We start from the raw sequence: 14891 nt of genomic DNA on the forward strand, positions 1-14891 counted from the left end.
TTTCACTAAATATAAAATTTATGTACGAAATAAAACAAGACAACAAAAAAAAATACCTAATAATCCCTATTAATCATCATAAATTTATGAAAAACTTTATTGATCATTCAAATTCTTCTGAAGAACTCTTAATTAAAATTAAAAATCATCAAGACCTATACAATATAAATAAAAAAAATATAACAATCATAATCATGATACAAAATAACATTTACTATATACCAATAAATATAAATAAAAATTACAAAAAAATACAATTTAACCAATATAAAATATTAGATACATTAAAAATAATATTAGAAAATCCAAAAATAAATAAAATTGGATTTACTATGAAAAATGAATACAAAATTTTAAAACAATTCAATATTAATTTAAATGGAAACCTTTTTGATATAACAATTGAATCTTTCATAATAAATAATTCTATCAATTCCAATAACTTAAAAGATCTTTCAAACAGATACTTAAAACATGATGTGTTAAAAAACGAATACAAAATTAAATATATTTCAAAACCTACTTTTAATATCGAATATGATTTAATAAAACAAACTATTATTATCGGTACGATTCATAAAAAATTATTTAAAATGTTAAATATTAAAGAAAAAAAAATATTACTAAACATTGAAATTCCAATAATAAAAATACTTTCATCAATAGAAAATAAAGGAATCTTAATAAATAAAAAAATATTATTAAATCATAAAAATCTTCTAGAAAAACGTATATCTATACTTAAAAAAAAAATTTTTTCTTTGACAAAGAAAACATTCAATTTAAATTCCACTAAACAATTACAAGAAATTTTGTTCAAAAATTTAAAAATCCCCATCCTAGCAAAAACATCAAAAGGCAAACCATCTACTGCGGAATCTGTACTAAAAAAAATGTCTCATAAATATAAAATATTAAATTTAATACTAGAATATAGAACCTTATATAATACTATTACAACTCATATACAATCATTGCTACGATATATACATCCAATCAAAAAAAAAATTTACACTAATTATAATCAAACAATAACTATTACTGGAAGATTATCCTCAAATAAACCAAATTTACAAAATATTCCAATTAAAAAAGAACAAGCTAAAATAATTAGACAAGCATTTATCGCTCATAAAAAATTTACCCTTATATCCGCAGATTACTCACAAATAGAATTACGTATTGCTGCCTTTTTATCTAAAGAAAAAGAACTTATTCAAAACTTTGATAAAGGAATAGATATTCATACATTGACAGCTAGTGAAATATTCTCTACTAACATAAAAGAAATTACGTATAATCAACGTCAATATGCAAAAAAAATTAATTTTGGATTACTTTATGGAATATCAGCATTTGGTTTATCAAAACAATTGAACATAGATCAAAAAAAAGCACAACAATATATTACATCCTATTTTAAAAAATATCCTAAAATAAAAAAATATTTAAAATATACACAAAAAAAAGCTATAAAACAAAAATATGTAAAAACACTATTTGGAAGACGTATATACTTAATAAGTAATAAAAAAAAATCTATTAAAAAAACATCTTTAGAACGAACAGCAATTAATGCTCCTATACAAGGAACAGCATCAGATATTATGAAAAAAGCAATGATCTTGACTTATAATTGGTGTAAATCACAAAATTTTCCCATATGGATAATTATGCAAATACACGACGAATTGATTTTCGAAGTTAGTGATTCTCATTTAATAGAAGCGACTCACAAAATAAAATTAATTATGGAAAATGTTGCTAATACAAATATACCATTAAAAATAACAATTAGCACAGGAAAAAATCTAAAAGAACTTAAACCATTATTTATTTAATAATAAATAAAAATATTTCTTATAATAAAAAAAATACTTTACAATACATAAGATACTATTAATTATATTTAATATTTTACATAAAACAAAACTATATTAGTTAAATTCAACTATACCATGAAATGGATCGCACAAGCACCATCTAACATTGCACTAATCAAATATATAGGAAAAAAAAATAAAATTAATAATTTACCTATAAATTCATCATTATCTTATACTTTAAACCGTTTTAAAAGTACAGTTTTGTTAGAATATAATAAAAAAATAAAACAAGATCTATGGAAACCACTATTAACAACAAATACTAACCATACAAAAAATACTTTTTCACTATCTATATCAGAGCAAAAACGTTTTTTAAAACATTTATCTAGAATAAAAACATATTTTAACTATAAAGGATCATTTATTGTTCAATCAAATAATAATTTTCCAATAAGCGCTGGTATATCAAGCTCTGCATCAAGTTTTGCAGCATTAACTAAATGCGCAATATTAGCAATAAGTACAATTAAACAATGTTCTATTCCATCAATTATAAAACAAGCTGACATAAGTAGAATAGCATCTGGATCATCTTGTAGATCATTTTTTTCTCCATGGGCATTATGGAAAAAAAATAATTCTATATTATCACCAAAAATAAATTATACCAACTTAAAACATCAAATTATCCTTATTGATAAAAAAAAAAAATGTATATCATCAACTCAAGCACATCATCTAATAGAAACTAGCACCTATTTTAAATCACGACATAAACGAGCAGATAATAATTTAAAAAAAATATTTAAAGCCATTAAATATAAAAATTGGAAAAATATTTATAAAATATGTTGGAAAGAATTCTTTGATTTACATACATTATTTATAACTAGTAAACCATCTTTTACTTATATAAATCAAAAAACAAAAAATGCACTTTTAATGCTAAAGGAATTATGGAAAAAAAAAAAAGATGGACCTATCGTAACAATGGATGCAGGACCAAATATACATCTATTATACAGAACTGACCAAAAAAAATTAGCTTTAAACTTTAAAAATTATTGTATAAAACAAAATTATGATATCTTATAATAATATTGAAATTATTGCTCATGGAAAATGGATATTGACTGGAGAACATTCAGTATTAAGAGGATATGGAGCTATAGTTTATCCTATAAAAAATAAAATACTTCATCTAAAGTATAAAAACACTAATTCCAATATATTACATATATCCTATAATAATAACAATATAAAAACAAATATATCTACAATTTTTCAAAAAACGCTTAAATATGGATTAAAACTAATAGAAAAAAAATTAAGTAACTTTTATGGGTGTATAAATATATACAATAATATTCCAATAGGAATGGGAATGGGTTCATCTGCTGCTATCTCATTTGTAATAGCAAAATTACTTATTAAAATATATGATTTACAATCAGAACTAATTTATCCCTTTGCAAAAAAAATAGAAATGCGTTTTCATAAAAAAAGTAGTGGAATTGATATTATTGGAGTTTCATCAAAAATAGGCACTTATTTTGAAAATGGAAAAAATAAAATAATCAATCAAACTTGGAAACCAAAATGGTTTTTATCTTCCTGTGGAAAAACAAGTAAAACTTCTTTTTGCATTAATAAAGTCAATAACTTATGGAAAAAAAATAAAAAAAAAGCTAAAAGAATTGATATAAAAATGAAAAATAGTGTAACAAAAGCCATTTTTTCTTTAGAAAAAAAAGATCCAAAAAACTCTATTTATTATTTAGCACAATCTATACAACAAGCACACAACTGTTTTAAAGAATGGGGTCTAATTAATACACATCTCAAAAAACACATAAATTTATTACTTAATCTCGGAGCAATTACAGCAAAACCTACAGGATCAGGACTTGGTGGGTATGTAATTAGTCTATGGAAACAATATCCACCAAAAACATCAATTAAATTAATCTCTGTATGAAATACATATTTTTTTATAAAAAAATAGTGGTTAAAATAAATAACTATTATTAAAATAATAACGCTATATATAAATACGTTTTTATTTTCTATTAATTTTTTCTTTATCTATTTAAAATATTCTATTTTATACCAGTACTTCCAAATCCATTGTCAAATCTTTTGCTTTCCTGAAAAGAACTTACAAGATTAAATCTTACTTTCTCAATTGATATAAATACTAACTGAGCAACTCTCTCTCCAGGGTTAATAAAATAATTATTTCTACTTCTGTTCCAACAAGAAATTTTTATTTCTCCTTGATAATCCGAATCAATTAACCCAATTAAATTTCCCAAAACTATACCATTATTATGACCCAAACCAGATCTGGGTAAAATAATTCCCGCAATATTTCTGTACTTAATGTATATAGCAATTCCTGTTTCTAACAAAACAGTACTATTAGGATATACACAAACAGGACTATCAATACATACTCTTAAATCTAACCCAGAAGAACCTAAAGTAGCATATTTAGGAATTAAACATACATCATCAATATATGTTTTTTTTTTAATTATTTTAATTTCAATCACCTTATCATTCATATAATATTATCATATTAATTACTATTTCCATTACCCAATAGTATAACATATAAAAATATATTCTCTCTATCAAACTTTACAAAATAAAATCTTCTATTTAAAATAAAATTTCCTAATAAATATTTTAGAACAAACAAATCTCTATAAAATAAAATTTTAGATTTTTATCTAAATTTTTATAAATAAATAATGAAGATATAAAATTATCTATAGATAGATAGATATCATAAATTCTTATTTATTATAAGAATCATTTACTATGATATAGTAAAATTATATATGAAATAAATGAATTTTTTATATAAAAAAAAAATACTTTTTAAATTAATGAAAAAATCTGCTATTGTAATAGCTCCAAATTTCATAATCAAAGAAGAATTATTGTTAGAATATTTCTATAAAAAAGCAAAACAAAAAATAGCTATAAAAAAACCTAATTGTTTTTCATATTCCGAATTTTTAAGATATGTTTTTAAAAGTATTATAAATCAATATCCTCAATATAAACATCCTCACATATTAGAAAATTTTCAAATACGTTTCCTATGGAGACAAATTCTATCTAAAAAAAAAATTAATGAAAATACACTTCTATCTATAGAAAAAGGATGGAAACAATGTAATATATGGAATATAAATTATAAACATCCCAATTTTTTATTAACAAAAAAAACGAAAGAATTTCATTCTTGGATTTCCCAATTAAAAAAAAAATTATTTAAATTAAATTCTATAAGCGAAACAGAAATAGCTAACTATATATTAAACTGGAAATATAAATTAAATTCAAAAATTATAATTTGGTTATACTTTGATTATTACACATGTCAACAAAAAAAATTACAAAAATCAATGATTGAACAGCAATATATAATAAAATATTTTGATATTGTTACTAACAATGATTCTTTTTCTAAAATATCAAAATCACACATTTTTTTATGCAAAAACTTAAATGAAAAAGAAGAAAATCAAAAAATTCTTCAATGGGTAAAAAAACAATCACAACAAAATAACAATATTGCAATAATAATTCCTGAATTAAAAAAACAATCAAAAAATATTAAACGAAATTTACAACAAAATTTTATCAAAAAATTTAAAATTTTTTCAGAAAACTTGTTAGAAAATTATCCTATAATTTCTCATGCACTAACATGGATCAATATTGATAAAAAAAAAATAACCAACGAAGAATATTATTTACTATTACAATCTCCTTATTTAATAGCATCAAAAAGTGAAATGCTATCTAGAATAGAATTAATGAAAAATAATTTTTTCTTTGAAGAAAAAAAAAATAATTACGATATTTTTTGTAAAAAAATCTCTAAAAAATCACCAAAACTTAGCCATGCACTAAAAAAAATTACAACATATCCACAAAAAACATCTCCAAAACAATGGATATTAATTTTTAAAAAACGTCTTAAAAACTTAGGATTTCCAGGAGAATACCCTCTTAATAAAATTAACTATAAATGTTATCAATATTTACTTTTAATATTAGACAAATTAAGATATTACACATTGCTTACTTCAAGTATGAATAAACATCAAGCAATTACAGCATTAAAAGATCTAATAGAATTCAATTCTTTATTATTAAATAAAGACACTAATAATATTAAAATATTAAATCCACTCAAAACATCAGGAACCTTTATGAAAGAAATATGGATTAAAAATATGAATACACAATATAATTACAAAATTTTTAATTTATCTTCGTTTATACCGAATAATTTAAAAAAAAAAATAATATTTTACAATTACAAAAATTCCTTAAAAATAATAAAAAAAAATATAATACGATTACAAAAAAATAAATCAAATATTGTGATTAGCTATTCTAAATATAATAATAATGGACAATTGCAAATTGCAAATTCAATTATTCAAAACCTAAAAAATATCTATCCAATATCTTTAAGTATAAATAAACAAAAAAATAATAAATTAATAAATTTTTTTGAAGATTACCAAATATCATTTAAAAAAAATAATATATTAAAAAACGGAATTAATGTATTGAAAAATTTTGTTGAATGCCCATTTAAAGCATTATCTCTCTATCATTTAAATATAAAAAAACAATTTTATCAATCCTCAGAAGAAATAATTAATAAAGAAAAAGGAATTTTTCTTCATAAAACAATGGAAATATTATGGAAACATTTAAAAAACCAATATAATTTATTAAAATTCAATAAAAAAACAATAAAATACTTAATAAATTTATCTATTAAGAATAGTATAAATTTATTACAAAAAAAATTTTTGTTTCTATCAAATCCACTAACGAAAAAAAATGAAATAACACGATTAAAACAAATAATAAATTTATCTTTAAAATGGGAAAAAAAAAGAGAACCTTTTATAATAAAACACTTAGAAAACAAACATCTTATTCACATCAACAACATTAACTTCCACATAAGAACTGATAGAATTGACGAAGATAAAAATAAAAAATTATGGATCATTGATTATAAAAGTAATCTACCAAAAAACTTCCTACAAAAAAATACAAACAACATAATAAATAACTTACAATTATCGTTATTTACTTTATTAAAAAATAATATTAATATTATAATGTTTCAAAAATTAAAAACTAATTTTTTTTCATACAAAGGAATTAGTTTTAATGAAAATTTACCAAATTATTGTAATAATTTAATTATAAAAAATAATCTACATCATTATCAAAAAAAATGCTATAACCAAATTGTTGATATTTTAAATAATTTTAATAAAGGACACTATCCACCAAATCCTTATACACCATCTATTTGCAATAAATGTAAGTATAAAATTCTTTGTAGAAAAAATATATAACACAGTCCATACCTATCTCATATAAAACTTAACTATATATAAAAACATGAATTTTAATCAAGAATAATATTCTAAATACATTATTATTAATAATGTAAAAATAAAATTTATTGTACAATAAAATTAAATATTAATTTATGAGTAATTATTTGTATACTTATCAAATAAAATATTTCTTTTTTTTAAAATTAACTAAAATATAATAATAATGAAAAAAAGAGTTGTTGTAACAGGAATGGAAATAATTTCCTCTATTGGAATTGGAATCGAATCATTTTGGAAATCTGCAATAAAAGGAAAAAGTGGAATAAATCGCATTAAAAATTATGATCCAACTCCATATCCAACTCAAATTGCTGGAGAAATACAAGATTTACCTACAATAAATATTCCAAAATTCAAAAATAAAAAATATTACCCAAAAGTAACTAAATATGCTATTTACTGCACACAACAAGCTATTAAAACATCTAATCTAACTACAAAAGAACTTAATCACGCAGGAATATTCATCGGAACAAGCCTAGGAGGAATTCCTGAACTTGAATCTGCATATCAAACATTTTATAAAATAAATTGGAAAAAAATACCAGCATTAAGCATATTAAAGGGAATGCCTAACTCTATAGCAAATCATATAGCTATTTTATTCAATATCAAAGGAATCAACTCTACAACATCTAATGCCTGTATTTCTTCTGCAGAAGCTATAAAAAATGCTTATGAACAAATACTGCATGGAAATTTAAATATTGCTATATGCGGAGGATCTGAATCATTACTATGGGAAACGATAATGGCATCATGGTGTAAACTCCGAATTATGTCTACTCAAAATACAAATCCAAAAAAAGCATGCAAACCATTTGATATTAATCGAGACGGAATGGTAATCGCAGAAGGAGCAGGAATACTAATACTAGAAGAACTTAATCATGCAAAAACAAGAGGAGCAAAAATAATAGCTGAGATCATTGGAATAGGAAGTTCATGTGATGCTTACCATATAACAATACCAAATTCTAAAGGACAAGAAAAAGCAATATCTAAAGCAATAAAAAATGCAAAAATCAATATATCTGATATACAATACATTCATGCACATGGAACAGGAACTAAACTAAATGATATTATAGAAACACAAACAATAAAAAATATTTTTGGAAACAAAGCTTACGAAATACCAATCACTGCACAAAAATCAATGATTGGACATACAATTGGTGCATCAGGAGTAATGCAGATTATTGCAATCATTTTAAGTTTAAAAAATAATATTCTACTTCCTACAATAAATTTGAATAACCCAGATCCAAAATGCGATCTAGATTACATACCTAATATAATAAGAAAAAAAAATATTCATATAGCATTATCTAATCACTTTGCTTTCGGAGGATCAAATATCGCAATTATATTAAAAAAATATTGTAATTAATTAATAAGCAAAAATAACAAGAATATTTTGACTAAACTAATAAATTTATTATAATGTATAACGTACCTTATTTATATAAAATAAAATTACTATTTATAATAAAATTATATTTTTTAAATAGGAATAATTATGCTTATTATACGTCTAAAAAAAATTGGAACTAAAAAAAAATCATTCTATAAAATAATAGTAATAGAAAATAAAAATAAACAAAATGGAAAATATATAGAAAAAATAGGTTTTTTTAATTCACTAATTAATAATTATGACAAAAGACTGTATTTAAATATAGATCGTTTAAATTATTGGAAAAATATTGGAGCAAAACTATCTAAACGAGTAAATTCTTTACTTAAAGAAAAACATAAAGCAGATAATAATTTATAATACACTACACATATTTTTTTAAATATTAAAATAATATTTTTTACCTTAATAAGAATAAAAACAACAATAACAAAAAAAATATTTCTTAATAAAAAACTAATTAAATTTTATTCCAATGTTACATTTAAGTGTCATCACTATTATTCCAGAAATCTTTAATTCTTTAAATTATGGAATTATAGGTCAATCCATTAAAAAAAAATTAATAAAAATTAATTTTTGGAATCCAAGAGATTATACAAAAAACTCAAAACGAAGAATAGATGACAGACCATACGGAGGAGGTCCAGGAATGGTGATTATGTATGAACCAATTTATCAAGCAATAACACAAGCAAAAAAAAATATGCCAGCACCATATAAAAGTATATATTTAACTTCTCATGGAAAAAAAATAACACAATCCTATTTATTAAAAAATATAATTAACAATAATCAATCATTAATATTTATATCTGGAAGATATAAAGGTATTGATGAACGAATCATAATAAAACATGTTAATGAAGAATGGTCTATAGGAGACTTTATTATAAGTGGTGGTGAATTTGCAGCAATGGTCTTCATAGATGCTATTGTACGACTTATTCCTGGAACTTTAAATAATAAAGATTCCATAACCCAAGATTCTTTTTCTAATGGATTATTAGATTATCCACATTATACAAGACCTATGAAAATAGATAATCTTAATGTTCCGTCAGTACTATTAAGTGGAAATCATCTAAAAATAAAAAAATGGAGAAAAGAAAAAAGTCTAAAAAACACTTTTTTAAAACGTCCAGATTTATTAGAACATAAATTAAAATAAAATATAAATTTTCTTAAATTATCAAACTTAAAATAATATAAATTATTAATTTATATTAAATTATATAGGAGATATATAAAAAATGAATGATATTCTTAATCAAATTAACTATAATTCAATAAAAAATAAAAAAATCCCGAAATTTAATCCTGGAGATACAATAATAGTACAAATCGTAATTAATGAAAACGATAACAGAAAAAGATTACAAAATTTTGAAGGAGTAGTTATTGCAAAAAAAAATAGAGGATTAAATTCTTCTTTTACCATAAGAAAAATTTCTCATAACATAGGAGTAGAAAAAGTTTTACTAACATATAGTCCAATTATAAAAAATATTTCAATAAAAAAACAAGGATTAGTAAAACGTGCAAAACTATATTATCTTCGATCTCTAAAAGGAAAATTAGCTAAAATCAGAGAAAAATTACCAAAAATTCATAAAAAATTATGACTTTGTAAGTAAAACTTTTTTACTTTATAAAAATATTTTTTACATTTTTATTCTGTGAACCATAAATAATAAATTCTTAAAATTACTTATATTTAAAATATAAAATATTCTTTTATTAAATTACACTATTTAATTCTAATAAATTTATCTGATTTATTGAAATTCATTATACTCATTCCAATTTTCAACATAGATAATTTTTTAACATCAAAACAATAATTCAATAAATTAACTACATCTTCATTTTTCATGTATTCATTTTTATTAATTTTATAAAAATTAATTACACCTATATTCAAATCTAAACTCTCAATAAATCTTATATCATTTAATAAATCTTGTGTAAAATGTCGAAAACAATGATCTAAAATAGTATCAACCAAAATAATTACACGATATGGTTGCACTTCAACTAATCCTCTCATAGAATCTAATATATATTCTTTTATATTCCCATTTGAAAAAAACAACTTAACTGTACTCCTATTTTTAAGAATAGCCAATAAAGGATGATGACCCGGCATTATTCCTATATCTCCAAGAACACTTTTAATGACAACCATTTTAACTATTCCAGAAAAAATTTCTTTTTCAGTACTTATCAAACTAAACTTAATATCTTTTTTCATAAAAATTATGATATATTATTGATCACTATTCTTTTTAACTGCTTCATCTACACTGCCTATCATATAAAAATTTTTTTCATGAATATGATCATATTTTCCAGAAAGTATATCATTAAAACCTTTGATAGTTTCCATTAAAGAAACATACTTACCTGATATACCAGTAAATAATTCAGAAACATAAAATGGCTGAGAAAGAAATTTCTGTATTTTTCTAGCTCTATAAACTAAACATTTATCCTCTTCCGAAAGCTCATCTATACCTAAAATAGCAATAATATCTCTTAATTCTTTATAGCGTTGTAACACATTTTTTACTCGACTAGCTACATCATAATGTATATCACCAATTATCAATGAATCCAACTGTCTTGAATTTGAATTCAATGGATCAATTGCTGGATATATGCCAAGTTCAGCTATTTGCCTAGATAACACAACAGTAGCATCTAAATGAGAAAAAGTAGTAGCTGGAGAAGGATCAGTTAAATCATCTGCTGGTATATAAATAGCTTGAACAGAAGTTATAGAACCTTTATGAGTAGAAACAATTCTCTCTTGCAATAATCCCATTTCTTCTGCTAAAGTAGGCTGATATCCAACTGCAGAAGGCATACGACCTAACAATGCAGAAACCTCAACACCAGCTAACGTATAACGATATATATTATCTATAAATAATAAAACATCATTTCCATCATTACGAAATTTTTCTGCTAAAGTTAAACCAGTTAGCGCAACTCGTAATCTATTTCCAGGAGGTTCATTCATTTGACCATACACAAGAGAAACCTTATCCAATACACCAGACAACTTCATTTCATTGTAAAAATCACTGCCCTCCCTTATTCTTTCTCCTACTCCAGTAAAAACAGAATATCCATCATGTTTAATAGCTATATTACGAATAAACTCCATCATTGTAACAGTTTTTCCAACACCTGCCCCACCAAATAAACCAATTTTTCCTCCTTTTGGAAATGGACATAATAAATCAATGGATTTAATTCCTGTTTCTAATATTTCATAATTTCCTATTTGATCAATATAACTCGGAGGAGATTTATGAATCGGATATTTCATTTCTGCATCAATATCACCTAAACCATCTATTGGAACTCCTAAAACATTTATAATTCTTCCTAATGTTTTATTACCAACAGGTACATAAATTGATTTACCAATGGAATAAACAGACATTCCTCGTTTTAAACCATCTGTTTTACCCATAGGTATCGTTCTAACAACACCATTGCCTAACTGCTGTTGAACCTCAAAAATTAAATGTCCATTATCTAACTTTAATGCTTCATATATCTTTGGTACATAACCTTTAGAAAATCTAATATCTACTATCGAACCAATTACAGCAACTATTTTTCCAAAAATCATATCTACCTCTTTCATAAAAAATTAATTTACCCCACACATAATCTCTGCTAATTCCTGTGTAATTGAAGATTGCCTAATCTTATTAAATTTTAATTGAATATCCTTAAGAATATTAAGAGTATTATCTGTTGCGCTTTTCATAGAAAATCTTCTAAAAACCTGTTCACAAGCAATATTTTCAATCAAACCTTGATATATTTGACAATATATATAATTTTCTAACAAAGTATCTAATACAATTTTTGAATTAGGCTCATATAAATAAGTCCATAATTTACTGTTATATTGCCTCTTATTTTTATTCGAATTCAATAATGGCAAAACTCTTTTTAAACAAATTTTAGATGATACATTATTAATATATGTGTTATATAACATATAGACTGAATCTATCTCCTTACTACGGAATATATCAACCACAATATCAATAAAACTAAATATATCCTCAATTCTTAAAGATTCCTCTAAATAATCAAATACAGCTATTACCTTATAGTTTAATTGATTAAAAAAATTACAACCTTTCTTCCCAACTATAAAAATAGAAACATCTTTATTACTATTAATCCATAATTTAATTCTATCAATAGCATTTCTTAATAAACTATTATTTAATCCACCACATAAACCTTTACTTGTTGTTAAGATAATCAAACCTATATTATTCTCTAAATATTTTATTTTTTTTAAAAAAATACTTTTATAATCTAAGCATATATTAAGGATATTTACGATAATACTATTAATACTATCAAAGTATTGTTTAAAATTAACCATCCTTTCTTTTGTTTTTTTCATTTTACTGATGGAAACCATTTCCATCGCTTTTGTTATTTTTTGTATTCTTTTAATACTAGAAATTTGATCTTTAATACTTTTTATTCTATCCATAAAACTCTATTTTTAACTATGTCAAAAACTATATACTTATTTTTTTATTAATCAACACATTAAAACTTCATTATATAATAAAACATTTAATTTAAATTGGTTAAATATTCTTTTTTAAATCCTAAAATAATATCTATCATTTTCGATAATACATTCTCTGAATATAATGCTTCTTTATTTACTTCTTGTATAAACTGTTTATAATTTATTTTTGAATAATCATATAAATTTTTCTCAAAAATATTAATCTTATCTATAGGAATATCATCAAGATATCCTTTATCTAAGGCAATAATAGATATAGAAATTTCAAAAACAGAAACAGGAGAATATTTCTTTTGTCTTAATAATTCCATAACTCTTTTTCCTCTATCTAATTGCATTAAAGTCATTTTATCTAAATCAGAAGAAAATTGAGAAAAAGCTTCCAACTCATGATATTGAGCTAAAGATAACCTTATATTTCCACTCAATTTTTTAATTATATCAGTTTGAGCAGAACTCCCAACACGAGAAACAGAAAGACCAGAATTCACTGCTGGCCTTATACCAGAATTAAATAAATCTGAATCAAGAAATATTTGACCATCTGTTATAGATATAACATTTGTTGGAACAAATGAAGAAACGTCACCAGACTGAGTTTCAATTATAGGAAAAGCTGTCAATGATCCAGTTTGCCCTCTTATCTTTCCATTTGTTAATTTTTCTACTTCTTCTTCTCTAATTCTTGCAGAACGCTCTAACAATCTAGAATGAAGATAAAAAATATCACCAGGATAAGCCTCTCTACCAGGTGACCTTCTTAATAATAACGAAATTTGTCGATAAGCCCATGCTTGTCTTGTTAAATCATCATATATAATTATGGCATCTTCACCATTTTCCATAAAAAACTCACCCATCGAACAAGCAGAATATGGAGAAATAAATTGTAAAGATGCTGAATCTGAAGCAGAAGCTACAACAAATATTGTATGCTTCATAGCATCATTTTTTTCTAAAATTTTTACATTTGATATAACCGAAGAAAGTTTTTGACCAATAGCTACATAAATACATTTTATTCCAGTATTTTTTTGATTAATAATAATATCCATCGCAATAGTTGTTTTTCCTGTCTGTCTATCACCAATAATTAATTCTCTTTGCCCTCTTCCAACCGGAGTCATAATATCTATAGATTTCAAACCAGTATGTACAGGTTGGGAAATAGATTTTCTAGAAATTAATTTAGGAGCATCTCTTTCTATAGGAAGCATTTTATCAAAATGAATCGTACCTTTTCCATCAATTGGAATTCCTAATGGATTAACAATACGCCCAAGAAAATTATAACCAACAGGAATTTCTAAATAATTACCTGTACAACGAACTTTTTGACCTTCAGATAATCGTAAATATTCACCTAAAATAATAGCATTAACATAAGTATCATTAAAGCCTAAAACTAAACCAAAAATATCATTTTGATAAAAATAAATCATCTCTCCCAAAAATACATCAGAAAGACCACTAATTTCAACTATACCATCTTTTACACTAATAACAGTACCTTCATTTCTCATTTCATAAGAAATATCTAATTCTTCTATTCTTTTTTTTAAAGCATCACTTATTTCCATTTCACTCAAATTAATATTTTTTAACAT

At 23.1% G+C, this 14891-nt stretch carries 13 protein-coding genes; 8 read left to right on the forward strand and 5 right to left on the reverse strand.

What is annotated here, in order from left to right; translation table 11 throughout:
* The first annotated feature begins 20 nt into the window (after positions 1-20).
* From CCU22_RS01530 to CCU22_RS01540, 3 genes are all read left to right on the forward strand, one after another.
* Positions 21-1841, forward strand: coding sequence for a DNA polymerase (locus tag CCU22_RS01530; RefSeq protein ID WP_100114829.1), 1821 nt, complete (start codon positions 21-23; stop codon positions 1839-1841).
* Between the two features lie 117 nt (positions 1842-1958).
* Complete coding sequence (locus CCU22_RS01535) at positions 1959-2924, forward strand: diphosphomevalonate/mevalonate 3,5-bisphosphate decarboxylase family protein (RefSeq protein ID WP_100114830.1); 966 nt, start codon at positions 1959-1961, stop codon at positions 2922-2924.
* Positions 2911-3807 carry a mevalonate kinase family protein gene (locus tag CCU22_RS01540; RefSeq protein ID WP_100114831.1) on the forward strand — a complete coding sequence of 299 codons (897 nt, stop codon included), beginning with the start codon at positions 2911-2913 and terminating at the stop codon, positions 3805-3807. Before CCU22_RS01535 ends, CCU22_RS01540 begins: the two co-directional genes overlap by 14 nt.
* A 121-nt stretch (positions 3808-3928) precedes the next feature.
* Here the strand turns inward: CCU22_RS01540 and dut are convergent, their stop codons facing one another.
* On the reverse strand, positions 3929-4396 hold the full coding sequence (dut, locus tag CCU22_RS01545) for a dUTP diphosphatase (protein WP_100114832.1): 468 nt from the start codon (positions 4394-4396) through the stop codon (positions 3929-3931).
* Positions 4397-4723: 327 nt separating this feature from the next.
* On the opposite strand from dut, the gene CCU22_RS01550 reads away from it, so the two are divergent.
* From CCU22_RS01550 to rplS, 5 genes are all read left to right on the forward strand, one after another.
* Positions 4724-7237: a PD-(D/E)XK nuclease family protein gene (locus CCU22_RS01550; RefSeq protein WP_158521317.1), complete on the forward strand. Its 2514-nt coding sequence runs from the start codon at positions 4724-4726 to the stop codon at positions 7235-7237.
* A 208-nt stretch (positions 7238-7445) separates the two neighbouring features.
* The gene (locus tag CCU22_RS01555; RefSeq protein ID WP_100114834.1) at positions 7446-8675 is read left to right on the forward strand and encodes a beta-ketoacyl-[acyl-carrier-protein] synthase family protein; all 1230 of its coding nucleotides are present in this window, start codon (positions 7446-7448) and stop codon (positions 8673-8675) included.
* Positions 8676-8804: 129 nt separating this feature from the next.
* A complete protein-coding gene (gene rpsP, locus CCU22_RS01560; protein ID WP_100114835.1) occupies positions 8805-9062 on the forward strand; it encodes a 30S ribosomal protein S16 in 258 nt (85 codons plus the stop codon).
* Positions 9063-9177: 115 nt separating this feature from the next.
* Positions 9178-9873: a tRNA (guanosine(37)-N1)-methyltransferase TrmD gene (trmD, locus tag CCU22_RS01565; protein ID WP_100114836.1), complete on the forward strand. Its 696-nt coding sequence runs from the start codon at positions 9178-9180 to the stop codon at positions 9871-9873.
* A gap of 82 nt (positions 9874-9955) precedes the next feature.
* The gene (gene rplS, locus CCU22_RS01570; RefSeq protein WP_100114837.1) at positions 9956-10327 is read left to right on the forward strand and encodes a 50S ribosomal protein L19; all 372 of its coding nucleotides are present in this window, start codon (positions 9956-9958) and stop codon (positions 10325-10327) included.
* Positions 10328-10452: 125 nt separating this feature from the next.
* On the opposite strand, the gene CCU22_RS01575 is transcribed toward rplS, so the two are convergent.
* The 4 genes from CCU22_RS01575 to atpA all read right to left on the reverse strand — a co-directional run bounded on the left by CCU22_RS01575 (position 10453) and on the right by atpA (position 14891).
* Complete coding sequence (locus CCU22_RS01575; RefSeq protein ID WP_100114839.1) at positions 10453-10956, reverse strand: F0F1 ATP synthase subunit epsilon; 504 nt, start codon at positions 10954-10956, stop codon at positions 10453-10455.
* A gap of 15 nt (positions 10957-10971) precedes the next feature.
* Complete coding sequence (atpD, locus tag CCU22_RS01580) at positions 10972-12363, reverse strand: F0F1 ATP synthase subunit beta (protein WP_454614413.1); 1392 nt, start codon at positions 12361-12363, stop codon at positions 10972-10974.
* A 6-nt stretch (positions 12364-12369) separates the two neighbouring features.
* Positions 12370-13239 carry an ATP synthase F1 subunit gamma gene (gene atpG, locus CCU22_RS01585; protein ID WP_100114841.1) on the reverse strand — a complete coding sequence of 290 codons (870 nt, stop codon included), beginning with the start codon at positions 13237-13239 and terminating at the stop codon, positions 12370-12372.
* Positions 13240-13325: 86 nt separating this feature from the next.
* The gene (atpA, locus tag CCU22_RS01590; protein WP_100114842.1) at positions 13326-14891 is read right to left on the reverse strand and encodes a F0F1 ATP synthase subunit alpha; all 1566 of its coding nucleotides are present in this window, start codon (positions 14889-14891) and stop codon (positions 13326-13328) included.

The sequence above is a fragment of the Candidatus Legionella polyplacis genome (assembly GCF_002776555.1).
Taxonomy (GTDB): domain Bacteria; phylum Pseudomonadota; class Gammaproteobacteria; order Legionellales; family Legionellaceae; genus Legionella_E; species Legionella_E polyplacis.

Excerpts from the sequence above, each read along its gene's own strand:
- CCU22_RS01540 (WP_100114831.1), top strand. The coding sequence starts at position 2,911 with ATGATATCTTATAATAATATTGAAATTATTGCTCATGGAAAATGGATA.
- CCU22_RS01535 (WP_100114830.1), top strand. The coding sequence starts at position 1,959 with ATGAAATGGATCGCACAAGCACCATCTAACATTGCACTAATCAAATAT.
- atpG (WP_100114841.1), bottom strand. The coding sequence starts at position 13,239 with ATGGATAGAATAAAAAGTATTAAAGATCAAATTTCTAGTATTAAAAGA.
- CCU22_RS01575 (WP_100114839.1), bottom strand. The coding sequence starts at position 10,956 with ATGAAAAAAGATATTAAGTTTAGTTTGATAAGTACTGAAAAAGAAATT.
- CCU22_RS01550 (WP_158521317.1), top strand. The coding sequence starts at position 4,724 with ATGAAAAAATCTGCTATTGTAATAGCTCCAAATTTCATAATCAAAGAA.
- rpsP (WP_100114835.1), top strand. The coding sequence starts at position 8,805 with ATGCTTATTATACGTCTAAAAAAAATTGGAACTAAAAAAAAATCATTC.
- atpA (WP_100114842.1), bottom strand. The coding sequence starts at position 14,891 with ATGTTAAAAAATATTAATTTGAGTGAAATGGAAATAAGTGATGCTTTA.
- trmD (WP_100114836.1), top strand. The coding sequence starts at position 9,178 with ATGTTACATTTAAGTGTCATCACTATTATTCCAGAAATCTTTAATTCT.
- CCU22_RS01555 (WP_100114834.1), top strand. The coding sequence starts at position 7,446 with ATGAAAAAAAGAGTTGTTGTAACAGGAATGGAAATAATTTCCTCTATT.
- rplS (WP_100114837.1), top strand. The coding sequence starts at position 9,956 with ATGAATGATATTCTTAATCAAATTAACTATAATTCAATAAAAAATAAA.
- atpD (WP_454614413.1), bottom strand. The coding sequence starts at position 12,363 with ATGAAAGAGGTAGATATGATTTTTGGAAAAATAGTTGCTGTAATTGGT.
- dut (WP_100114832.1), bottom strand. The coding sequence starts at position 4,396 with ATGAATGATAAGGTGATTGAAATTAAAATAATTAAAAAAAAAACATAT.
- CCU22_RS01530 (WP_100114829.1), top strand. The coding sequence starts at position 21 with ATGTACGAAATAAAACAAGACAACAAAAAAAAATACCTAATAATCCCT.